Origin of the sequence: Deinococcus multiflagellatus, assembly GCF_020166415.1 — a bacterium.
Classification (GTDB): domain Bacteria; phylum Deinococcota; class Deinococci; order Deinococcales; family Deinococcaceae; genus Deinococcus; species Deinococcus multiflagellatus.
In genome coordinates this window covers 386,318-408,430 of the sequence record NZ_JAIQXV010000002.1, presented here as the reverse complement: position 1 = coordinate 408,430, position 22,113 = coordinate 386,318, and the positions used below count along the sequence as shown (strand labels likewise).

22 protein-coding genes are annotated in these 22,113 nt (G+C 69.4%); 6 read left to right on the top strand and 16 right to left on the bottom strand.

The genetic code is table 11. The features are described from left to right. Window positions 1-12 precede the first annotated feature (12 nt). Genes K7W41_RS04960 through K7W41_RS04950 form a run of 3 tightly spaced genes read right to left on the bottom strand, consistent with a single transcriptional unit; the run spans window position 13 to window position 1,700 of the window. Window positions 13-774 carry an SDR family oxidoreductase gene (locus K7W41_RS04960; protein WP_224605291.1) on the bottom strand — a complete coding sequence of 254 codons (762 nt, stop codon included), beginning with the start codon at window positions 772-774 and terminating at the stop codon, window positions 13-15. Further along, window positions 771-1,130, bottom strand: coding sequence for a DUF6463 family protein (locus K7W41_RS04955; protein WP_224605290.1), 360 nt, complete (start codon window positions 1,128-1,130; stop codon window positions 771-773). The genes K7W41_RS04960 and K7W41_RS04955 overlap by 4 nt, the downstream gene beginning before the upstream one ends. A gap of 18 nt (window positions 1,131-1,148) precedes the next feature. Beyond that, window positions 1,149-1,700, bottom strand: coding sequence for a TetR/AcrR family transcriptional regulator (locus K7W41_RS04950; protein ID WP_224605288.1), 552 nt, complete (start codon window positions 1,698-1,700; stop codon window positions 1,149-1,151). Window positions 1,701-1,815: 115 nt separating this feature from the next. Between K7W41_RS04950 and K7W41_RS04945 the strand changes: the two genes are divergently transcribed. Next, window positions 1,816-3,267, top strand: a complete 1,452-nt coding sequence (locus K7W41_RS04945) for an ATP-binding protein (protein ID WP_224605287.1) — start codon at window positions 1,816-1,818, stop codon at window positions 3,265-3,267. Between the two features lie 165 nt (window positions 3,268-3,432). On the opposite strand, the gene K7W41_RS04940 is transcribed toward K7W41_RS04945, so the two are convergent. After that, the gene (locus tag K7W41_RS04940) at window positions 3,433-3,927 is read right to left on the bottom strand and encodes a hypothetical protein (RefSeq protein ID WP_224605285.1); all 495 of its coding nucleotides are present in this window, start codon (window positions 3,925-3,927) and stop codon (window positions 3,433-3,435) included. A gap of 113 nt (window positions 3,928-4,040) precedes the next feature. Between K7W41_RS04940 and K7W41_RS04935 the strand changes: the two genes are divergently transcribed. Continuing rightward, complete coding sequence (locus tag K7W41_RS04935) at window positions 4,041-4,715, top strand: hypothetical protein (RefSeq protein WP_224605283.1); 675 nt, start codon at window positions 4,041-4,043, stop codon at window positions 4,713-4,715. Window positions 4,716-4,884: 169 nt separating this feature from the next. Further along, window positions 4,885-5,709: a CAP domain-containing protein gene (locus K7W41_RS04930; protein WP_224605282.1), complete on the top strand. Its 825-nt coding sequence runs from the start codon at window positions 4,885-4,887 to the stop codon at window positions 5,707-5,709. A gap of 55 nt (window positions 5,710-5,764) precedes the next feature. On the opposite strand, the gene msrB is transcribed toward K7W41_RS04930, so the two are convergent. From msrB to K7W41_RS04910, 4 genes are all read right to left on the bottom strand, one after another. After that, window positions 5,765-6,220 (bottom strand): peptide-methionine (R)-S-oxide reductase MsrB, encoded by a 456-nt coding sequence (gene msrB, locus K7W41_RS04925; RefSeq protein ID WP_224605281.1) that lies wholly within the window; start codon window positions 6,218-6,220, stop codon window positions 5,765-5,767. 113 nt (window positions 6,221-6,333) lie between these two features. After that, complete coding sequence (locus tag K7W41_RS04920; RefSeq protein ID WP_224605280.1) at window positions 6,334-7,896, bottom strand: acyl-CoA carboxylase subunit beta; 1,563 nt, start codon at window positions 7,894-7,896, stop codon at window positions 6,334-6,336. 273 nt (window positions 7,897-8,169) lie between these two features. After that, window positions 8,170-8,739 (bottom strand): xanthine phosphoribosyltransferase, encoded by a 570-nt coding sequence (xpt, locus tag K7W41_RS04915; RefSeq protein WP_224605346.1) that lies wholly within the window; start codon window positions 8,737-8,739, stop codon window positions 8,170-8,172. Window positions 8,740-8,883: 144 nt separating this feature from the next. Then, window positions 8,884-9,729 carry a glycoside hydrolase family 16 protein gene (locus K7W41_RS04910; protein ID WP_224605279.1) on the bottom strand — a complete coding sequence of 282 codons (846 nt, stop codon included), beginning with the start codon at window positions 9,727-9,729 and terminating at the stop codon, window positions 8,884-8,886. Window positions 9,730-9,913: 184 nt separating this feature from the next. Here K7W41_RS04910 and K7W41_RS04905 point away from each other — a divergent pair, with 184 nt between their 5' ends. Then, entirely contained in the window at window positions 9,914-10,849 is a 936-nt protein-coding gene (locus K7W41_RS04905; RefSeq protein WP_224605278.1) for a phosphotransferase family protein, read from the top strand. Between the two features lie 205 nt (window positions 10,850-11,054). Here the strand turns inward: K7W41_RS04905 and K7W41_RS04900 are convergent, their stop codons facing one another. The 3 genes from K7W41_RS04900 to K7W41_RS04890 form a co-directional block, all read right to left on the bottom strand. Next, a complete protein-coding gene (locus K7W41_RS04900) occupies window positions 11,055-11,993 on the bottom strand; it encodes a quinate 5-dehydrogenase (RefSeq protein WP_224605277.1) in 939 nt (312 codons plus the stop codon). A 10-nt stretch (window positions 11,994-12,003) separates the two neighbouring features. After that, window positions 12,004-12,999 (bottom strand): Gfo/Idh/MocA family protein, encoded by a 996-nt coding sequence (locus K7W41_RS04895; protein WP_224605276.1) that lies wholly within the window; start codon window positions 12,997-12,999, stop codon window positions 12,004-12,006. Window positions 13,000-13,117: 118 nt separating this feature from the next. Beyond that, window positions 13,118-14,194, bottom strand: a complete 1,077-nt coding sequence (locus K7W41_RS04890) for a methyltransferase domain-containing protein (RefSeq protein ID WP_224605274.1) — start codon at window positions 14,192-14,194, stop codon at window positions 13,118-13,120. Window positions 14,195-14,271: 77 nt separating this feature from the next. Here K7W41_RS04890 and K7W41_RS04885 point away from each other — a divergent pair, with 77 nt between their 5' ends. Both K7W41_RS04885 and K7W41_RS04880 read left to right on the top strand, forming a co-directional pair. Next, window positions 14,272-15,690 carry a TrkH family potassium uptake protein gene (locus K7W41_RS04885; protein ID WP_224605271.1) on the top strand — a complete coding sequence of 473 codons (1,419 nt, stop codon included), beginning with the start codon at window positions 14,272-14,274 and terminating at the stop codon, window positions 15,688-15,690. Between the two features lie 40 nt (window positions 15,691-15,730). Further along, window positions 15,731-16,390 (top strand): potassium channel family protein, encoded by a 660-nt coding sequence (locus tag K7W41_RS04880; protein WP_224605269.1) that lies wholly within the window; start codon window positions 15,731-15,733, stop codon window positions 16,388-16,390. 166 nt (window positions 16,391-16,556) lie between these two features. On the opposite strand, the gene K7W41_RS04875 is transcribed toward K7W41_RS04880, so the two are convergent. From K7W41_RS04875 to lptB, 5 genes are all read right to left on the bottom strand, one after another. Continuing rightward, window positions 16,557-17,216: a GNAT family N-acetyltransferase gene (locus K7W41_RS04875; protein WP_224605266.1), complete on the bottom strand. Its 660-nt coding sequence runs from the start codon at window positions 17,214-17,216 to the stop codon at window positions 16,557-16,559. Between the two features lie 118 nt (window positions 17,217-17,334). Next, window positions 17,335-17,493, bottom strand: a complete 159-nt coding sequence (locus K7W41_RS04870; protein WP_221089578.1) for a hypothetical protein — start codon at window positions 17,491-17,493, stop codon at window positions 17,335-17,337. Window positions 17,494-17,593: 100 nt separating this feature from the next. Then, complete coding sequence (locus tag K7W41_RS04865; protein ID WP_224605264.1) at window positions 17,594-18,796, bottom strand: ABC transporter substrate-binding protein; 1,203 nt, start codon at window positions 18,794-18,796, stop codon at window positions 17,594-17,596. A gap of 726 nt (window positions 18,797-19,522) precedes the next feature. Then, entirely contained in the window at window positions 19,523-21,259 is a 1,737-nt protein-coding gene (locus K7W41_RS04860) for a DUF3084 domain-containing protein (RefSeq protein ID WP_224605263.1), read from the bottom strand. 20 nt (window positions 21,260-21,279) lie between these two features. Next, window positions 21,280-22,062: an LPS export ABC transporter ATP-binding protein gene (lptB, locus tag K7W41_RS04855; protein WP_224605262.1), complete on the bottom strand. Its 783-nt coding sequence runs from the start codon at window positions 22,060-22,062 to the stop codon at window positions 21,280-21,282. Between the last annotated feature and the right edge of the window lie 51 nt (window positions 22,063-22,113).

Genomic DNA, 22,113 nt, shown 5'->3' with positions numbered 1-22,113 from the left:
CTGTTCAGCTGCTCACCGTCCAGCGCTCCACTGGGCCCAGGTGCGGCCCACCGGCTGGGCCGCCGTGGGCACCGCCGCGCCGCCGCGCCACGCCCGGAAGATGGGCACAGGCAGCGGCAGGCTCAGCACCCGGCGCCGGCCACGCGCCCGCGCCAGCTCGGGGAAATTGAGGGCTTCGGGGCCGCACAGGTCGGCCACCCGGCCCGCCGGGGCCTTCAGGCTCAGGGCGCACAGGCGCTCAGCCGCCGCCCCTGCGGCCAGGGGCCGCAGCGTCACCCCGGCGGGCAGCAGCGTCAGTGGGCCCAGGCCCGGCACAGGCAGGGTCAGGCGGCGCAGCAGCTCGTCCACGAACTCGTGAAACTGGGTGGTGCGCAGAATGGTGTAGGGCATCCCGCTGCCGTCCACCAGCCGCTCAGCCGCCCACTTGTCGCGGTAATAGGGCGCGCCCTGCAGCCTTTCCAGGCCCGCAATGCTCATGTAGACGAGGTGGGCTGCGCCCGCCGCCCGCGCGGCCTGCACCACCTGCCGGGTCAGGGCCACATCGGCGCCGGCCTTCAGGGGCTGGGTGGCCAGATGCACCACCACGTCGCCGGTGCGCAGCACGCCCGCCAGCGCGCCGGGCTGGATCAGGTCCACGGCGGCCCAGGTGAGGCCGGGGGCGGCAGGCCCGGCCCGGCGGCTCAGGGCCACGACCTCGGCCCCGCTGGCCTGCAGCAGCGGCAGCAGGGCGCGGCCCAGGGTGCCGCTGGCCCCGGTGACCACCACGCGCGTCATGGCGTCACCGGGGCGGGGCGGGCGCGCAGGCTCAGGGCAGCGGCCAGCGCCACCAGCGGCAGGCCACTGAGGGGCATCGCCACGGTGCCCAGTAAGCCGGTCAGCAGCCAGCCCTGCACGAACGCGCGGGGCAGCGGTTCGCGGCGGGCCTCAAAGGCGGCGGCCAGCTGGCCCTGGCCGTACAGCAGCGCGCCGTACAGCAGGAACCAGAAGGCGGCCATGCGGTCCCAGTGGGGTTCCACGGCATTCACGACCCCGGCCTGAACCCAGCCCAGCAGGGGCTCGCGGTACAGCACCAGCCCCACGGCCAGGTGCAGCAGGGCCAGGCCCCGCAACCAACGACTTGCTCGTGTCATGTCGGTTCTCCTTCCGGCTCAGGGCCTGGGCGGGGCGCCGCCCAGCAGTTGCCGGTGCAGCAGTTCGCCCAGCTGGCGGTACTCCTCGCCCTGAATGGGGGGGTGCATCTGGGCGGCCCCCAGATAGACGGCGTAGCCCAGCCGGGCCAGCTGCCGGCCCTGCGCCGGGTCGCCCACGATGGCCGTGAACAGCCCGGCCAGATAGGCCAGCCGCCGCTCGTCCACCCGCTGCACCAGCGCGCGGGCCCCGGGATCGCGCTCGGCCCACAGGCGGACAGCGCGGTCCTCGGCGGGGTTGCGGCGGCTGATCAGGTCGGTGAGGAACTGCAGCTGGGCGGCGGGGGGGAGCGCAGGGTCAATGGTGTCCACCACGTCGGCAAAGCCCACATGGTCCAGGTGCGCCAGCAGCGCGGTTCGGTACGCGCCCAGGCTGGGGAAATGGTGGTAAAAGGAGCCCTTGGTCAGGCCCATGAAGGTCACCAGCCCGTCCACGGTCAGGCCGCCCTCGCCCTGGGCGGTCAGCACCTGCAGGCCCGCGTTCAGCCAGTCGGTTTTCGAGGTTCGGGCCATGACCCTTCGACCGTACCATACCGGACGGTATGGTACGGGGCCGATTGTCCTGCACGCCAGTTGCCAGCAAGCCGCACATTCCCTCTGCCAGGGGCGTGGTACGTTTTCGCCCATCATGACGGTCACTGCCAAGGCGAGAACGCTCGGAGAACTGCTTCAGACGCCGGAATACGCCGGACGCACGCCGTTTGACGGCCGGGTGCGCCTCGTGCAGGACGAGGTGCGCGAGAACCTGACGCGCAAGCTGCGCGCGGGCGAGGAACTGTTTCCCGGCGTGGTGGGCTACGACGACACCGTGATTCCACAGCTGGTCAACGCCCTGCTGGCGCGGCAGAACTTTATTCTGCTGGGCCTGCGTGGTCAGGCCAAGAGCCGCATTCTGCGCGCCATCACGGAGCTGCTGGACCCCGAAGTGCCGGTGATCGCTGGGGCCGACATGCCCGACGATCCCCTGAACCCCGTGGGCGCCGAGGGCCGGCACCTGCTGGAAGCCCACGGCCTGGAGCTGCCCATCCGCTGGCTGCCGCGCGCCGAGCGTTACGTGGAGAAACTGGCCACCCCCGACGTGACGGTGGCCGATCTGGTGGGCGATGTGGACCCCATCAAGGCCGCGCGCCTGGGCACGTCTCTGGGCGACGTGAGAAGCATGCACTTTGGCCTGCTGCCGCGCGCCAACCGGGGCATTTTTGCGGTGAACGAGCTGGCCGACCTGGCACCCAAGGTGCAGGTGGCGCTGTTCAACATCCTTCAGGAGGGGGACGTGCAGATCAAGGGCTACCCCATTCGCCTGGAACTGGACGTGATGCTGGTCTTTTCGGCCAACCCCGAGGACTACACGGCGCGCGGCAAGATTGTCACGCCGCTCAAGGACCGCATTGGCAGCGAGATCCGCACCCATTACCCCACCGACGTGGGCCTGGGCATGGCGATTACCGAGCAGGAAGCGGTGCGCGACCCCTCGGTGACGGTGCCGCCCTTCATGGCTGAACTGATAGAAGAAATTGCCTTCCAGGCGCGTGAAGACGGCCGCGTGGACAAACTCAGCGGGGTCTCGCAGCGCCTGCCCATTTCCCTGATGGAGGTGGCCGCCGCCAACGCCGAGCGCCGCAGCCTGACGGGCGGTGACGCCCCTGTGGTGCGCGTGAGCGACGTGTACGCGGGCCTGCCGGCCATTACCGGCAAGATGGAACTGGAATACGAGGGCGAGCTGAAGGGCGCCGACAACGTGGCCCGCGACGTGATTCGCAAGGCCGCCGGGGCGGTGTACGCCCGCCGCTACGGCAGCGCCAACACCCGCGAGCTGGAAAAGTGGTTCGAGAACGGCAACGTGTTCCGCTTTCCCCAGGGCGGGGACAGCCGCGAGGCGCTGCAGGCCACGCAGGAGGTGCCCGGCCTGACCGACCTGGCCGCCGAGGTGGCCGCCAGCGCCGATGACGCCGTGCGCGCCAGTGCCGCCGAATTCGTGCTGGAAGGGCTGTACGGCCGCAAGAAGCTCTCGCGCGCCGAGGAGCTGTACGCCGCCCCTGAACCTGAAACCCGCCAGCAGCGCGGCGGCCGCTGGAACTGAGGTTGACGGCGCAGCCCGGGTCCCCATCCTGACGACGGGGACCCGGGCTGTGGGCTGTGGGCTGTGGGCTGTGGGCTGTGGGCTGTGGGCTGTGGAGCGGCCTAATGTGGCTCCCTGGCGCTGTCAAGCTCTTGTCTGCCTTTCCTACACCCCACGACCTCCCCCCTACTCCCCCCCAATTCTCCGGTACACCGCCCCCGCCACCACCCCGCCCAGCGCATACCACGCGGTGGTCAGCAGCAGCGTTTGCGGGCGCTCGTGGGGCTGGTGGCCCAGGCCCAGGCGCGGGGGCAGGGTCGCGCCGCCCACCCCGGCAGCCACGCCCAGGGCGGTGCCCAGCGCAGGCGCGCGGGCGGCGCCGCCCAGTCCCGCCAAGGCGTAGTAGATGGTGTTGGACGCCAGATCGGCGGCCAGGGTCGTGGCGTACAGGGCGCGGCCACGGGGCGGGTCCTGGCCCAGGGCCAGCAGGCTGGCGCTCAGGGCCCGCTCGCCGATCACCTCCATGCGCGGGGCGTGGGGCAGAACGCGGCGCACGCCCTCGTTCAGCAGATTCACGGTCACGGCGCCGGCCAGCCCGGCCAGGGTCAGCGCGGCCCAGCGGGGCAGGCGGCGCGGGGGAACAGGTGGGGTGGTGGGCGCGTCGGCAGCGGGGTCGTTCATGGGGCCTCCTTATTTCTGCCCGTCATGGCAACACGGGGCGCCGTGGCAAAGATGTGCTCTGGCCCCTGGGGCCGCTTAAGAATGCCCGGCCCCCCACCCCGTACCCTGGGCCCATGCTGCCCCCGGCCCTGGCCCACCTGCTGGCCTACCACGCGCCCCTGAGCACCCTGCAGCGTGAGCAGGAGGGCGGCGCGGTCAGCCTGCTCACGCCCGGCGTGAACGTGCTGGCACTGAACGCCACCTATCTGCCCTGCGGCCCCACAGGGGTGGACTTGCCGGCCGTAACCGAGTGGCACGCCCGCCACGACCTGCCGCCGCTGGTGGCGACCACTGCACCCTTGCCAAACGCCACGCTGGTCGCCACCCTGCGGGTGGGGGGCTGGGCCGCCTCACCCCTGCCCCCAAGCCGCAGCGTCGTGGTGGAACAGATTTCCCGCCTGCACCTGGGCCCCTGGGCCGAGGCGCTGACCCAGGCGCGCGGCACACCGGGCTGGGGCTCCTGGCTGGCGCGGCACCTTGGGGCCCGGCTGGAAACCGAACGCGGCTACCTGCCTCTGCTGGCTTACCAGGGGGACGAGGTGGTGGGCGCCCTGCTGTGGCAGGCCCAGGGCCCTGGCGGCGCAGCGCTGCTGTGGGGCACCCGCCACGCTGAGGCGGCCCATGCCCTGCTGCACACCGCTGCAGGGTTGGGCCGCTCGTTGCTGGTGGCCTGGGGCCCCGACGATCTGGCAGCTGGGCTGCAACCTCCTGAACATGAGGCCGTCATCTTCAGCCGCCTGCAGATGTGACATTTCTCTCGCCACAGCACCGCTCTATTTGAACTCCATGAGAAAAACGCGTTGTGAGGATTTTGGCAAAAGAACGGCATTTTTGCGCTCAGCGCAGGGGGCGGGGGCGATGAGACATGAGAGCCTTCACCTCATGTTTATGGAGGCTTGAACCCGTTCTAATACCACCATGTCGCCTGCCCTCACGCGTTCGGCCAGTCTGGTGCTGCTTGCTCTCACCCTTGCGGCTTGTGGGGGCAGCCCCAGTGCTCCAGTCGCGGGCGGGAGCGCGCCTGTGGGCAGCACCCCGAATCTCAGCGACACCCTGGCCGCGCAGGCGGTGGCCACCCCCATCGCCCTGACCCCTGGCCAGAGCCTGCAACTGCGCGTCACCGTGGGCGGGCGGGCCCCCCAGCCCGGCGAGCTGACCTGGACCAGCGGCAACGCGGCCGTCGCCACCGTGAACCAGAGCGGCCTGGTGACGGCCACAGGCGCGGGCAGCACCACCGTGCGCGCCGCCCTGACGGGCCGTCCCTCGGTCTTTCTGGACTTTCCGGTGACGGTGGGCGCGGCGGCTCCGGCCCCCAGCCCCACCCCGCCCGCACCCGACTTTGCCCAGCGCGTCCTGGACCTGACCAACGCGGCGCGTGCGACCGGCGCCACCTGCGGCACCGCGGCCTACCCCGCGGTGCCCGCCCTGACCCTGAACGCCCAGCTGACCCAGGCGGCGCAGGGCCACGCCAGCGATATGGCCGCGCAGAACTACTTCAGCCATACGGGCAAGGATGGCCGCACCTTTGCCCAGCGCATCACGGCCGCCGGCTACGCCTGGCGCGCGGCAGCGGAGAACATCGCCGCTGGGCAGAGCACCCCCGAACAGGTGGTGGCGGGCTGGCTGAAAAGCGAAGGCCACTGCAAGAACATGATGAGCCCCGCCTACAAGGAGCTGGGCGTGGGCTACGCCCAGGGCGGCAGCTACGGCCACTACTGGGTGCAGGATTTCGGCAGCCGGTAAGCAAAGCAAAGTGGAAGGGGGCGGCCCATTTAGCCGCCCCCTTTCTTATGGCTGTTTAGCGCCCGAACAGCGGCAGATACTCGCCGTACCCCTGGGCCTCCAATTCGGAGACCGGCACAAAGCGCAGCGCCGCCGAATTGATGCAGTAGCGCAGGCCGCCGTGCTCCTGCGGGCCGTCGGGGAACACATGGCCCAGGTGAGAATCGGCCCCCTGCGAGCGCACTTCTGTGCGGGCATAGCCAATCTTGTAGTCCGTGTTCTCGGTCAGGGTCACGCTAGGAATGGGGCGGGTAAAGCTGGGCCAGCCACAGCCAGCGTCGTACTTGTCCAGGCTGGAAAACAGCGGCTCGCCGCTCACCACGTCCACGTAAATGCCTTCCTCGGCATGGTCCCAGTATTCGCCCGTAAAGGCCCGCTCGGTGCCCTCATGCTGCGTCACCTGATACTGCATGGGCGTCAGCCGCTCGCGCAGTTCAGCGTCGCTGGGTTTGGTGTAGTTGGGCTTGGTCATGGGGGCCAGTCTCCTGCGCGCAAGGGCGCGGCAGGTAAGTGGGAAGTGGAGAGTGGTTAGTGGAACTGCCCCCTGCGCCTTTCCCACTGCCCACTCCCTACTCCCCACTTCCCTTACAGCGGAATATTCCCGTGCTTCTTGTAGGGCCTCGCCTCTTCCTTGTCGCGCAGCATCTCGAAGGTCTGAATCAGGATGCGCCTCGTGTCCTCCATGGGGATCACGTCGTCAATGTAGCCCTTGCTGGCGGCCACGTACGGGTTATCAAAGGCGTCCTTGTACTCGGCGATTTTCTGGGCGCGGGTGGCGTCGGGGTTCTCGCTCTGCTGAATCTCGCGGCGGTAGACGATGTTCGCGGCCCCCTCGGCGCCCATCACGGCCACGGCGGCGGTGGGCCACGCATAGACCACGTCGGCGCCCATGTCGCGGCTGTTCATGGCGAGGTACGCGCCGCCGTAGCTCTTGCGGGTAATCAGGGTGATCTTGGGGACGGTGGCCTCGGCGTAGGCGTAGAGCATCTTGGCGCCGTGGCGGATGATGCCCGCATGTTCCTGCGCCACGCCGGGCAGGAAGCCGGTCACGTCCACCAGGGTCAGAATGGGGATGTTGTAGCAGTCACAGGTGCGGATAAAGCGCGCGGCCTTGTCGCTGGCGTCAATGTTCAGGGTGCCCGCCATCACGCGCGGGTTGTTCGCCACGATGCCCACGCTTTCCCCGTTCAGGCGCGCGAACCCCACGATGATGTTCTTCGCCCAGCCGGGCTGGATTTCCAGGAAGGTGCCGTCGTCCACCAGTTCATGAATCACGTCGTGCATGGGGTAGGGCTTGCGCTGGTCCGGCACCACGATCTCCAGCAGCTTTTCGGTGGTGCGGGTGGCGGGGTCGTTGGTGGGCAGGGCGGGGGCCTTCTCGTGCGCGTTCTGCGGCAGGTAGCCCAGCAGGTCGCGCACGCCGCGCAGCACAGCCTCGTCGCCGTCGTATTCCAGGTGGGCCACGCCGCTCTTGCGGGTGTGCACGTCGGCGCCGCCCAGCTGGTCAAAGGTCACGTCCTCACGCGTGACGGACTTGATGACTTCCGGGCCCGTGATGAACATGTAACTGCTGCCCTCGCTCATCAGGATGAAATCGGTCAGGGCGGGCGAATACACCGCGCCGCCCGCGCAGGGCCCCAGAATCGCGCTGATCTGCGGAATGGCGCCGGAGTAGATGGCGTTGCGGTAAAAGATCTCGCCGTAGCCCGACAGGCTGTCCACGCCTTCCTGAATGCGGGCGCCGGCGCTGTCGTTCAGGCCAATGACCGGGCAGCCCGTCTTGGCGGCCAGGTCCATGATTTTTGTGACCTTGGCGGCATTCATCTTGCCCAGCGACCCACCCAGCACGGTGAAATCCTGCGAAAAGACAAACACCTGCCGCCCGTCAATGGTGCCCCGGCCCGTGACCACGCCCTCGCCGGGGGCCTCTACACCCTGCATCAGCCGACCGCCGCGGTGCTCCACGAAGGTGCCCATCTCCAGAAAGCTGCCGGGGTCCAGCAGGACCTCAATGCGTTCGCGGGCCGTGAGCTTGCCGCCCTGCTTCTGCTTTTTCAGCCGCTCGGGCCCCCCGCCCTGCTCCACCTTCGCGCGGCGCTGCTCCATGGCCGCAATGAGTTCCTGAAGTTCGATGCCCGGCTGTGTCATGCGGCCTATGGTATCCAAACGGGCGTTAGGGAGACGGGAGGCGGGAGGCGGGAGGCGGGAGGCGGGAGGCGGGAGGCGGGAGGCGGGAGGCGGGAGGCGGGAGGCGGGAGGCGGGAGGCGGGAGGCGGGAGGCGGGAGGCGGGAGGCGGGAGGCGGGAGGCGGTCAGGGTGTAGTGCCTGCGCTCCGGCACCGTCAAGCCCCGCCCGTTTCATGCGCTCTGGCCTTCTGTCCCCTTTCCGCGCACCGCCCCCCGCTTCCCGCCTCCTCTTTGCCTACTGCCCACTCACCACTTCCATTCCCGTTTCATCCATCCGCACAATGTTCGCCAGCGTGTGAATGGGCACGCCCAGGTCGGCCAGCTTGGCGCGGCCGTGTTCAAACTGCTTTTCCACCACGCAGCCGATGCCCAGCAGCCCCGCGCCGCTCTGGGCAATCAGGGTGCTCAGGGCGCGCAGGGTGCCGCCCGAGGCCAGAAAGTCGTCAATGACCACCACGCGGTCTCCCGGGCCCAGGAACTCACTGCTCACGAACAGGTCCACCACCCCGCCCTTGGTGCGGCTGACCGACTGGGCGGTGAAAATGGGTTCTTTCATGGTCACTGGCTTTTTCTTGCGGGCGTAGACCATGGGCACGCCCAAGGTCATCGCCGTGGCGATGGCCGGGGCAATGCCGCTGACCTCGATGGTCACGATCTTGGTAGGGGCCAGCGGGGCAAAGTGGCGGGCGAAGGTCTCGCCCATCTCGCGCGTCAGGTCCGGCAGCAGCTGGTGGTTCACCAGCCCGTCCACCTTCAGAATGCCGCCGGGCAAGATCTCGCCCTGTTGCCGAATCGCCTCCACCAGTGCCTACATAGGGGGCAGTGTACCGGGCGACCAGCAGCGGGCCCTCCCGGCGTGGGAAGGGCCCGGCATGGGGTGAAGCTGGACAGGGCCGCGTCTCGGGTCAGAGGGGGGCCGTCCGAGCCGGCGCCACGCTGAGCCCCGCGCTCAGCAGCGGGGGGTGCCCGCGTTCACGCTGCCGTCGCTGGGCGTGTACTGGAAGCGGCGCACAACCACTTCGGTGTCCTGGCCATTCACGGGGGCCATGCCACGGAAGAGCCACAGGTTCATGTGCACCGGCATCTCGATCTGGGCAATGCGGGGGTTGGTCCAGCGCCCGGTGCTGGGGTTGTAGGTGGCGGGCCACACGAATTCGTTGCAGCCAATGCGGTTGGAGAGCGCAGTGGTGTGCCCGCCAAAGGTTTCGTGAATCACCCGGTCGCGCAGGCGGGTGTAGCGGTGGGTGGTGTAAGTCCCCTGCAGCTGCAGCGGCAGCACACGCGAGGTCGCGGGCTGGCCGCGCAGGCTGGGGTAGGTGGTGTAGTTCAGCGGGAGCGCGCCGGCCTGCCCCCAGCGGGCCAGTTCGACATCAATCTCAAAGAGGCCGTCCGGGTCCTGCCCGGCGGGCACGGTGTCCGGGGTGGGGTACTGGAACAGGCCCAGCACCACGTTCTGGTCCAGCTGGTCCACGCGGCCGATCACCCGCCACTCGTAGGTGCCGTAGCCCAGGCGGCGACTGGTATTCAGTTCGGCGTTGGTCCACGCGCCGCCATCTCGGCGAATGGCGAGGTGCAGGTCGCCGGCGGGGTCCAGCCAGACGTTGCGGCTTGACCAGTTGTTCGGCCCCGGGCCCATGCCCTGGCCGTCCTTCACGGTCCAGGTGAACCCGCTGAAGTTCAGCGCGGTCGCCTGCGGCTGCAGGGCGCTCCCCGCCTGCGCCACAGGCTGCGGCACCTGCGCGCCACAAGCGGTTAATCCGAGCACCAGCGTCAGTCTCAGCAAAACGGAATTCATAGTGTCCTCCTGACGCCTCCACTGAACCACAAGTCAGCGGCCAAATGATGTAAAAAAGTTCCAATTCATTGCTTGAGATTGAAAATTTATATCATTGGTCAACTGCTTTGGGGCAGGCTGCTTCGGGGCCGGCTCGGCCAGTTGGCGCATGGCGGGGATCGGGCCCGGCGCCAAGAATGCAGGGGTGGCTGCCTTACCGGACCTTTCTGCTGCCGAACAGCAGGCTTTCATTCAGAAATACGGCCTGCAGGGTCCGCTGCGCCGGCTGCCCAGCGCGGGGATCGTGAACCGGGTGTACCAGACAGTCTGGCGGGGCCAGCCGGCCGTGCTGCGCGTGCCCCTGCCCGGCGACGACGAGGACACCCTGACCGAGAGCGTGGCCGCGCCCGCCGCCTTCCGGGCCGGTATCCGCACGCCCGAACTGCTGCGCTTTGACGAGGACCGGGACATCGTGGCCGCCCCGGTGACGCTGTACGCCCTGGCCCCGGGCCGCAGTCTGGACACCCTGGGCTGGCGCCCCGGCGACCCCCGCCTGCGCCGCGCGTGGCAGGAAGCGGGGCGCGAACTGGCCCGGCTGCACGCGGCGGTGCGCACCGTGCCCGATCCGCTGGGCCGCCTGGAAGCCATTCACCCGCCCGACGTGGCGCGTGTTCAGGCGCAGGTGACAGAGACGGCCCGATTGGGGACCGACGATGCCGAGTGGGCCGCCGCCCTCACGGCGCGCCTGCTGGCCGACCATCCGCCACTGGCCCGCCCAGTGTTTCTGCACAACGACCTGCATCCCGGCAACCTGATGGTGACCGGGGGCGGCGCCCTGACGGCCCTGATTGACTGGGGCGACGCCGGCTGGGGCGACCCGGTGCTGGACCTGACGTACGGCGGCCCGCTGGCCGCCCCGGACCTGCGGCGCGGCTACGACGACGAAGCGCCGGGCGTGCTGGACAGCGGCGCCCCACTGCGCCTGCTGGCCTACCTGCTGCACGACGCCCTGCGCCGCTTGGCCCGCAGCCCGAAAGCCCAGGGGGCTGACCTGTGGCACAGTCGCCCCGGCACCTCCCTGCTGCAACTGTTGCGCGTCAGTTCGCAGGTTCCCGAGTGGGCAGCGGTCCTTTCGGGCTAAAGGTTCACGCCCTGGCCCCAACCACGTTCCACACGACGCCCATATCCTGCCCCCTGCGCCGCGTGCTGACAGCGGCACAACGACTGCCCCAGGGCCGCCAAGGTGCTGGGCACTGCCCTGGAGAGCCTGCGCTGAGGTGAAGGGGTGCCCAGGGCGCCCCCCTCGCTCTGCCCGGCTTAAACCAAGGTTGGCGCCAGCCTCCAGCTCAGTCCAGGTCGTTGATTTCCGGCTTGAAGCCCACCTGCCGGATGTAGTCCAGATATTGCGGGCCGCTGAGGGCCTCGCGCCCGCCGCTGAGGGCCACGAACATCGCCTCCAGCACGTTGGTGGCAAAGTTCCGCTGGCCCATGCGCGGGGTGGTGGTGATCAGGCGGCGCACGCCCCGCGCCTTCATCCACTCACGGTCGGCGGCCGTGATGGTCTGGGTGAGGATGGTCTTGCCCTGCAGGTTCTGCGGCGCGTAGCGCTTGGCGTAATGGGTGTCGCCCGCAATCACGTCGGCCCAGGCGTAGTACCTGGTGCCCTTGCCTTCCACGCTCTGCTCCTGCTTGGCGCCTGTGGGGTAAAACCAGTCCTGGGGCAGCTTGGTGATCACCGGCAGCACCAGCCCCGCCACCCGGCGCAGCGAACCGATAGACCGCAGGGGCCGGTCCAGGTTCAGGCCGAAGACGATGTCGCCGTACACCACGTCCGCCCCGTGCTCCGAAAGGGCCTCGGCCATGCCGAAGCGGTCCACTGCCGAGACCATCAGCACCTTCTGGGTGCGCCACTGCAGCAGGCCGTCCAGCTGGGCAATCGCGTCGCGCTCCAGGGTGTTTTTCAGGCCGCTGCCGTCCAGCACGGGGGTCTGGCGGGCATTCGCCACCAGTTTGCGCACGTTGGCAAACACGTACTTTTTGCCGCCCGCAATCACGTACAGGTCCGCGCCGCCCAGCCCAAAGGCGTCCACCCGGCCGTCCAGGGCGCGGAACAGGGCCGCCATTTTTGCCGCGTCGCCGTCGGTGCCAAGGCGCTCGATCACGAAGGGCTGGCCCAGCACCGTCACGGTTTCGCGGGCGTTGCGGGTGCTGTTGCCCAGGCTGATGCTGACCACGTGTTTGTGCCCGGCGGGGGCGGGCTGCCAGCCCTGCAGTGGATCGGTCATGGGGGGCATTCTAGGCCAGCGGCTGCACGCGCCCGCTGCGCGCCGAGGCATACAGGGCGTCGAGCACCCGCGCCTGGGCCACCGCGTCGGCCGGCGGGTAGAGGGCCGGGGTCTGCCCGGCGGCCAGCGCCATAAAGTGGCGCACCATATGGGCGTAACCGTTGCTGGCCCCGAACACTTCCTCGCGCACCTGCTCGCCCACGGTCAGGCGCAGGGTCTGGGGGCCCTGGGTGTGGCTGTGGAACACGCCCTCCATGTGCAGGGTGCCGCGCGTGCCCACCACGGTCACGGCCTGGGTGCTGGGGTCCGTCCAGTCAAAGGCGCAGTCCAGGCTGACCAGCGCGCTGGGGTAGGTCAGCACGCCGCTGAGGGCCACGTCCACGCCCGCCGCCGGGCCGCCTTCTGTCCAGCGGGCCGCCGCCTGGGCCGAGAGGGGTTCGCCCAGCAGCAATCGGGTGAGGTTCACCGGGTAGGTGCCCACGTCGTACAGCGCGCCGCCGCCCTGCGCCGCGTGCCAGCGGAAATCGTGCGGGTTGTCCATGTGAAAGCCAAAGGCCGCGCGCACCGCCCGGATCTCGCCCAGGTCCTCGGCCACGATCTGGCGCAGGCGGGCCACATGGGGCTGAAAGCGGTAGGCAAAGGCTTCCAGCAGCACCCGCCCTGAATGGGCCGCGGCGTCGGCCAAGTCCTGGGCCTGGGCGGCGTTCAGGGTCATCGGCTTTTCAGTCAGGGCGTGCTTGCCCGCCTGCAGGGCCGCCAGGGTCCAGGGGTGATGCAGGTCGCCCGGGAGCGGGTTGTACACCGCATCCACGTCCGAGGCCAGGACTGCCGCGTAGTCCCCCACCAGCGGCACCTCCCATTCCTGGGCGAAGGCACGCGCCCGCTCGCTGTGCGGATCACGCACCCCCAGCGCCGTGACCTCGCCCCCCGCGTCCCGAATGGCCGGAATCAGCGCCCGCGCAATGCGCGCCGCCCCCAGAATCCCCCAGCGAAATGGTGTGGTCATGCGGGGCAGTGTGGCAGATGGGGAGTGGAACAACCTGATTCGGAACTCAGGCGCTTGTCAAGCCCCGCGCACCGCCTCCCGCGCCCTGCCCCCTTCTTTTCCCACAACCCACTCCCCACTACCCCTTACTCAACAAATACCCCTTCGGATGGTGCCCGCCGCTGGCGACCTGGAACAGTTCGTGGGCATTCCACTTCTGCTGGGCCGAGAGCACGCGCTCGAAGAGACGGATTTCGTGGGTGATCACGCACAGGCGCCCGCGCTGGCTGGTCAGGCGGTGCATTTCCTGCAAGAAGGCCGGGTACAGCACCTCGTTGCTATGGTGGGTGCTGATGGCGTCGCCCCAGGGCAGGTCGGCCATGATCAGGTCAAAGGAGCGGGCAGGCAGGTCCGTGTGCAGGGCGTCGCGCACCGCCACCTCAATGTCGCGCCCGGCGGCCTGGACGTTGGCGCGGGCGCACTTCACGGCTTCCGGGTTCAGGTCCACGCCCACCAGCGCGGCGCTGGGGCCCATCAGGTCGCGCTCGATCAGCAAAGTCCCGCTGCCGCTCATAGGGTTAAAGATGCGGTCCTGTTCGCGCTGCCCGGCCAGTTTGTGGGCGGCGTAGGCAATGGTGGCGTTCAGGCCGCCCGCCATGTTGCACACCCGCCACGCGCGGGCGCTCAGGGGCTTTGGCGTGATGCGGGCCAGCACGTCCCAGCCGCCTCCCCCTTCCTCGGGGCGCAGGCGGATCAGTAATTCGCCGGCTTCGGGGTCGTGGGGCAGGTTCAGGTGGGTCTGCAGTTCTTCGGCGAGGCGCTGCATCACGGCTGATTCCTTGCCTGCCGCCGCCAGCCGGAACGAGCGGTGCGCGCCCACCTGCACGGCGCCCAGCAGAAAGTCGGTCAGTTCGCCCAGTTGCTGGTGGCCCAGCAGGCCGCGCGGGCGCGGCACGTCCCAGGTGCGCACGCGGTAGACCGCCACCGCCGACTTCAGGCGGGTCAGGCGCGCGGGGTCGCCGGGAAACCAGAAGCGCAGGCCGCGCACGTCGCGGGCCAGCGGCACTGTCGCCAGTTCGCCAGCGGCGACATGCTCCAGGCCGCGCAGGGCTTCGAGTTCGTATTCGTGGGCGGGCTGGCGGGCGCGGTGGTCGCCCCGGGGGCGGGCTTTGCGCCGGGGCTGGGCGTGGCGGTCAGGGCGGGCGGGGCGCGGCATAGCAGAACAGTATAGAGCCCCCGCCCCAGGGGGGCTGCCGCCCCCGGGCCCTGGCGGCGTACAATCCGGGCCGTTCTATGACGCGCCCGCCCCGCCCCCCCCGCGACCTGAGTGCTGGCCGCGCCCGCCGCCGCCTCTCGCCGCTGTCGCAGCTCAGCCCGCCGCAGCTGATCGCGCTGTCCTTTGCGGTGGCCATTCTGGTGGGGGGTACGCTGCTCAGCCTGCCGGTCACCCACGGCCTGAACCCGGACGGCACGCGGCGCAGCGTGAACTTTCTGCAGGCGCTGTTTACCGCCACCAGCGCCCTGTGCGTGACCGGCCTGAACGTCATTGACCCCAGCAAGGATTTCAACCGCCTGGGGCAGGTGCTGATCATGCTGCTCATTCAGGTGGGCGGTCTGGGGATCATCACCTTCGGCACGGCCTTTGCGCTGATCTCGCGGCGCCGCGTGAACTTCACCGAGCGTCTGCGGCTGGCGCAGCAGGTGAGCGCCCTGAACACCGGGGGCGTGCTGGGCCTGATCCGGGCGATTTTTCTGTACACCTTTGTCATTGAGCTGGTCGGGGCCGCGCTGCTGGCCTTCCGCTTCGTGCCGCTGGAAGGCTGGGGGCGGGGGCTGTTCTACTCGCTGTTTCACTCGGTCAGCGCCTTTAACAACGCGGGCTTTGCGCTGTACAGCGACAACCTGATGGGCTTCGTGGGCGACCCGCTGGTCAGTGTGGTGATTGCGCTGCTGATCATCCTGGGGGGCACGGGCTTTCTGGTGCAGCTGAATGTGGTGGCGCACCTGCTGAACCCCCGGCGCAACCGCCTGATGGTCCACAGCAAACTGGTGCTCACCATGATGGCCGCGCTGCTGCTGATTGGCACGGTGGCCTATCTGGTGCTGGAATGGAACAACCCCAAGACGCTGGGGCCCCTAGGGCTGGGTGAGAGGGTGCTGGCCTCGTTCTTCCAGAGCGTGACCACGCGCACGGCGGGCTTTAACACCCTCGATTACGGCGCGATGGGCCTGACCACGCTCTTTATCACCATCATTCTGATGTTTATTGGGGCCAACCCCGGCTCCACGGGCGGCGGCATCAAGACCAGTACCTTTTATGTGATGATGGCCTCGGCCTGGAGCATGGTGCGCGGGCGGCGCGACACCACCCTGTTCGAGCGCCGCATTGACACCGACACCATCCTGCGGGCCATGACGGTGGGCCTGCTGAGCATTGGGCTGGTCAACGCGATGCTGATTGCGCTGCTGAGCCTGAACACCCGCGACGACGTCAGCTTTATCAACCTGTTTTTCGAGGCGGTCAGCGCCTTCGGCACCGTGGGCCTGAGCATGAACACCACGCCGCTGCTGAACCCGGCCCAGCATGTGGTGCTGATTGCGCTGATGTTCCTGGGCCGCATTGGCCCGCTGACCTTCGCTGTGGCCTTCGGCCGCCCGCGTTCGGCGGTGCCGGTGCGCTACCCGGCGGACAAGGACATTCTGATCGGCTGACCCCGCCGCTTTCCTGCACGCCAGAAAGGACCTGTGACCAATGAAAAGCAAACAATGTCTTGTGATCGGGCTGGGCCGCTTCGGCACCGCCGTGGCCACCACCCTCTACGAAATGGGCCACGAAGTGGTGGCCATTGACCAGCACGAAGAAAACGTGGAGCGCGTGATGAACCTCGTGACCCACGCCGCCGTGGTGGACGCCAGCGATGAGCGCGCCCTGCGCACCCTGGGCGTGGGCGACTTTGACGTGGTGGTGGTGGCCATCGGCACCGACGTGCAGGCCAACATTCTGGCCACCATGAACGCCAAGAGCCTGGGCGCGCCCTACGTGGTGTGCAAGGCGATTGACGAGATGGCCCGCCGGGTGCTGGAACGCCTGGGCGCCGACCTCGTGATTCGCCCGGAACACGACATGGGCGTGCGGCTGGCCCGCCAGATCGCCACCCCGAACATTGTGGACACGCTGGACCTAGGCGGCGACTACGCCATCGTGGAAATCGAGGCCAACGAGCGCCTGAAGGGCACCCTGCGCGACCTGAACCTCACCGGGCGCTTTGGCGTGCAGGTGATCGCCATCAGCCGCGCGGGCAAGATTGAGGTAACCCCGCGCGCCGAGGACGAACTGCGCCCCCACGACAAGCTGGTGGTGATTGGCACCAGCCACAACCTCGACGACCTGCGGCGGTATCTGGGCGAGTAGGCGCCGCCGGACCTGCACCCAAGTCGCTCGCTGTAGATCTTGAGATCAACCGAGCGGGCGGGAACAGCTGCGCCGCAGAGCGAGAAGCGAAGAAAGGGGCTTGCACCGAGAATGGAAACGTTTCGGTGCTGTTCTGAACCGTTGGCCTGGGGGAGGGGCGAGGCCCTTAAGCGCTTTCCGGCGCCTCAATGAACAGCACGGGCCGACACGCCTCGACCCCGGCCAGCTGAATATCGTCCCGGCGGGTCCGCGCCCAGGCCTCTCGCTGCAGGCGCCAGCGCTGGACCAGCACCGGCTGACCGCGCCGGGTGGCCCAGTCGGTGCCGTTGGGTTGATAGCCCAGGGCCGCCGAGATCCGGTTGGAAGCCGCGTTGTCGAACAGCGCGTCGCTGGCCGCTTCGGCGGCCCCAAAGCCAGCAAAGGCCAGATGCAAAATCGCCGCGCGCATTTCGCGGCCCAGCCCCTGGCCCCGGACATCTGGCGCCAGCCAGGAAAAGGAAGTCACGGTGCGGCAGGTGTCAAAGTTCACCCCGATCAGGTCCTGCATGCCCACCGGCCGGCCTTGCCAGAGCACGGCGAAATACAGGCGCCAGGCATCCGGCCGCACCGTGCCGCGCCCCCGCCAGATGGCCTGCAGCCACAGGCGCTCGCGGCGCGGATTGGGTTCGTACAGGGACATGGGGTCGTCGAACGGCTCGGGGGACGTGACCACCCCGGCCCGGACGGTGGGCAGCAGTTCGGCCAGCAGGTCGTCGGTGGCCCCCTGCAGCGCGAGCCTGGGGGTGGTGACCCGGAGGGCCAGGGGTGGATACAGCGCAGCTGGCATGCCCCCAGCAAACGACACGCTGCCCCGCACCATCATGCGCGAACTGGCTTAGTGCGGCCCTGGGGCCCCAGCGGTTCTGCACGCATTGGCACCGCGAGGGGGCACAGGTGGGGCCCGGTCAGCCGCCGTGGCTCAGGGCCACGACCAACGCGGCCAGCAGCGGCAGCAGCGCACCCAGGCCCCAGACCACCCCGGCGCGGGCCAGCCCCGGGCGCAGCAGAAACAGCACCAGGGCCGCCGTGGCAAGCAGGGTCAGCAGGGCGTAGGCGAGCAGCACCCCCCGAGCATAGCGTCTGGGAGAGTGAGGGCAGAGGTCGGAGAAAAAGCTGTCCCCTCTAGCGGCGACAGCTGGCAGCCCCCCGTTCAGGGCCTCTCCCCTACCGCTCGGCGCGCTTCTGGGCCTCGTCCAGGGCCGCCTTGGCGCTCAGCTTGCCGGTGGTGGCTTTCAGGATCGCCTCTTCCAGCAGGGCGGTCCAGGCGGCGTACTCGGGCAGGTTGGGGCGCGGCACGGCGCGGCCAATCTGGGCATGCGCGGCGCGCAGCTGCGGGTTCTTGCGGTACCAGTCGTCCAGCAGGGGCCCGGCCGCGCGCCGGGGCGGCACGTAGGCGGTGGCCTGCACCCAGTGGGCCAGCCGCGCAGGCTGCATCAGGAACTGCCAGAAGGCCAGGGCGCCGGCCTGTTCAGCGGCGGGGGTGCCTGCGGGCACGGCCAGGGTCGCGCCGCCCAGGGGCACCGTGCATTCACCGGGTTTCTCGCAGGGAAAGGGGGCAATACCCAGGTTGAAAAACGGCAGCTTGCGCGCGTCAATCCAGTTCGCCACGCTGGCCAGCACAAAGACGTTCTGCCCCCGCGCAAAGTCGAAGGCGGCGCGGGTGGCTTCGTTCAGGGTGCGCGGCTGGGCCTGCCCGGCGGCGCTCATGCGCGCCAGCTGGGTCAGGGCCTCCACGGCGTCGGGGCTGTTCAGGCGCGGGGCCGTACCCGCCACCAGCTGCCCACCGCGCGACAGCACGTTCGCCTCAAAGGTCCAGGCGTCGGCGGCGGCCACCAGCGGGCGGCGGCCCCCGGTGGCCAGCGCGCGGCTCTGGGCTTCCAGCTGCGCCCAGGTGTCGGGCGCGGTCAGCCCGGCGCGCCCCAGGGTGCCCGCGTTGTACATCAGCACCGGCACGCTGAGGTTCCAGGGCAGCCCGTAGGTGCGCCCATTCAGCTGCCCAGACTTCCAGGCCGCCGGATACAGGTCGCCCACCAGGGCGTCGGGCAAGGTGTCGGCGGCGCGCGACAGGTCGGCCAGTTGCCCGCCCGCCGCCAGGGCCGGGAACTGGGTGAATTCCAATTGCACCAGGGCCGGGGCCTTGCCCGCCTTCAGGGCGGCCTGCAGTTTGGGCAGCAGCTCGCGGTAGTTGCCCTGCACCTGCGGCACCACCTCGTAGGCGTCCTGGGCGGCATTGAACTCGCGGGCGTAGCCGGCCACCACGCCCTGCACGCCGCCCATGGCATGCCAGAACTCCACGCGCACGGGGGCAGCCAGGGCCGAACTCAGGGACAGGGCCAGCAGGGGGGTCAGCAGGGCCAAACGGCGCATAGCGGCAGGATAGCGGCCCAGCCTGACGGGAACTTGAGGGGAAGACGGCAAGGACCCAGGCTGCGAGGACCGGTTCAGCGTGCAGCCAAGGCTGGGGGTGCCGCGCCGCGCTTGAGACGGGCTGCCGTTCATGTGCGGAACAGTCGGGAAAGAGCTGGGTGTTCCCCGGCGCCATCCCAGCCCGATTGCCAGAAACTCGCACCTTTTTCCTTCTCTGCTGCGCCGCTCTGCGAGGCCGTCCGGTTGAAAACCTTCCAGAACATGCTCCAGAATTTGTCAGATTTCGGATCAGCCAATGGTGCGGACAGTGTTCAAGCGTGGCGAGTGGTGTATGGAAGAAAGGTCGTCTGGGACGCTTAACTCGCTGCCCCCCCTCCCGACCTCCCCCACGAGGGGGGAGGAGAAAAACAGCGTGTTTATCAGACTGTCCTGTGTGGAATGCTGAAACTGTCCGAACCATTGATCAGCAAGAGGTCGGACCGTTTTTAGGAGAGGCAAGCAGGCGATGGAGAAACCTCGTCTGGGACGCCCCACTCGCTTCCCCCCTCTGCGAGTCCCCCACGAGGGGGAGGGGAAAGACAGCAGGTTTGTCAGGCCGCTTACCGCCAACTGCCCAAACGAATCCAACCATTGACGAAAACGTGTCTTGCCGTCTGCTCTGCTCGGGAAGCGCCACCCCCAGCCGTCTTCCCCACTTCCCACAACCTACTTCCTACTCCCCGCCCTTCAGGGCAGAACCGGATACAGGTCCACACGGCTGCCGGGCTTCACATCGCTGCGCGCGGCAATGCCCACCACCGCCGTGCCCCCGGTGCGGTTGCCCAGGCGGGTCAGCAGGTCCGCGAACTCGGTCACGTCCAGGCCCTGCACGTACTCGCTGGGCACCCCGCGCGAAGTCACGTCCAGCACGGTGTCCTTGACAAGGTCGCTGATCTGTTCCTGCAGCGCCTTGGCATTGCCGCCCAGCGACACGCTGGCGCGGCGGATGATCTGGTTGCCCCGGAACAAGACGGTGTTGGGCCGCGCGTCGCAGGTGAGTTCCACAGGCAGGCCCGTGGCCGCGTTCTGGGCGGCGCGGCACTGCACGAAGGTGCTCACGTTCAGGCCGCGCAGCTTGGTTTCTAGGGCGCTGCGGGCGGCGGCGCTCAGGCGCACGGCCGGGGTGCCGCGGGCGCCGCGGGCCTGGGCACTGCGCCCGGCGTCCTGCAAGAAGGTGTCCAGGTTGCGCACGCTGGGCACCACGGCGGCGTACACCAGCTCATTTTTGGGGTAGGCGAGGTCGCTGTTGCGGGTGGCGCTCAGCTCGGCGCGGCTGCTGGAATACTCGTCCTGCAGACGGCCCAGCGTGGCTTTGGCCTGGGCCAGATCGCGCGCCAGGGCTTCATTGCTGCTTTTCAGCTGCGCCTGCTGCTGCTGCAGGCGCCCCAAATCGTCGCGGACCTGATCGCGCTCGCGGGCGGCCTGATCGCGCTCGGTGCTCAGGCGGGTGCGTTCGGCGCTCAGGCGGGTCACCTCGGCCTGGGCCTGCTGGCGCTGCGCCTGGGCCTGCCGCTGCTGGGCCTGGGCGCGGGCCAGTTCGGTCTTGGCCTGGGCCAGTGCGTCACGGGCAGCGTCGCGGGCAGCCTGCACCTGGGCCATCTGCACCTGGGCCGCGCGCACCTGGGCCTGGGCGGCCTGGGCCTGCGTCTGCGCCGTGCGGGCCTGGGCCTGGGCCGCGCGGGTCTGCGTCTGGGCCTGGGCCTGCGCCTGGCGGGCACTGGTCTGGGCCTGCGCGGCGCGCACCTGGGCGGTTTCGGCGGCCTCTTGCGCGGCCTGGGCACGGTCCTGGGCACGGCGCACCTCCAGCTGGGCCAGGGCCACGCGGGCGTTCAGGTCCACCACCTGGGCATCCAGGGTCTGGGCGCGGCTGCGGCTGGCCTTCAGGGCGGCGTCCGACTGGGCCAGCTGCGCGCGGCTCTGGGCGGCGCGGGCTTCGAGGGTCTGGCGGGTCTGGGTCAGGGTCTGCACGCGGCCCTGCAGCCCGGCGGCCTGGGTTTTCAGGGTGGCTTCGGCGGCGCGCGCCGCGTTCAGGTCGCGCCGGGCGGCCTCCAGGCGCGTCTCGGCGGCCTGCTGCTGGGTGCGCAGGCGCTGGGCTTCCTGCTGGGCGCGGTCACGGTCCTGCTGGGCCGCGCGAATCTGGGCCTGGGCCACGGTGATTTCGCGGCGCAGCTCCTCCAGTTGGGGGCGCAGCTGATCGGCCTGGGCAATGGTGTTCACCGCCGAGCGGTTGAGCAGCAAGAAGGCGGCGAGGCTGGCGGCGCTGATCGCCATGCCGGAGAGCACCGCCACAATCAGGGCGGTCTGCTTGGGCCGCAGCCCAAACCAGCGCAGGTGTTTGCGCCCGGCCTTTTTGGCAATGGTGTCGGCGGCGTAGGCCACCACACCGGAAAGAATCACCACGAAGGGCAAAAACAGCCACAGCACCGCGCCTCACCCTCCCTGGATCACAGCTCGAAATCGTCGCCCAGGTAGTGGCGCCGGGCGTCCTCGTCCTGGGCAAACTGCGCGGGCGTGCCTTCAAATTTCACTTCGCCGTCGTACATCAGGTACACGCGGTCGGTCAGGGCAATGGTCTCGCGCACGTTGTGGTCGGTGATAAACACGCCCAGCCCCCGGCGGTCACGCAATTCGCGAATCAGGCGCTGAATCTCGCGGATGCTCTTGGGGTCCACGCCGGTAAAGGGCTCGTCCAGCAGCAGGTAATCGGGGTCGGTGGTCAGGGCCCGCGCCAGTTCCAGGCGGCGGCGCTCGCCCCCCGAAAGCTGGTAGGCGAAGCTACCTGCCAGATGCGAGAGGCCAAATTCGGCCAGCAGGGCGTCGGCGCGGGCCTCCTGCTCGCTTCTGGGCAGGCCCTGGTATTCCAGGATCGCCAGCAGGTTGTCGCGGGCGGTCAACTTGCGAAAGGCGCTGGGTTCCTGCGGCAGGTAACCCAGGCCCAGCCGGGCGCGCTCGTGCATGGGCAGGCGGGTCACGTCGCGCTCGCCCAGGCCAATGCGCCCGCCGCCGGGGCGAATAAAGCCCACCAGCATGTAGAAGGTGGTGGTCTTGCCGGCGCCGTTGGGGCCGAACAGCGCCACGATCTCGCCGGGGCGCACCTCCAGGTTCACGCCGCGCACCACCGCGCGGCGCCCATACGTCTTGCTCAGGCCCTCGGCGTGCAGCACCGGCCGGGCCTCGCGGGCGCCGGGCGCCGGCGCGGCGGGCGGGTGGGACAGGGGCGCGGTCACGTCTGGCAGCGTAGCACGGGCCTCCGGCGCCGCCCGTGAGGGCCAGATGGG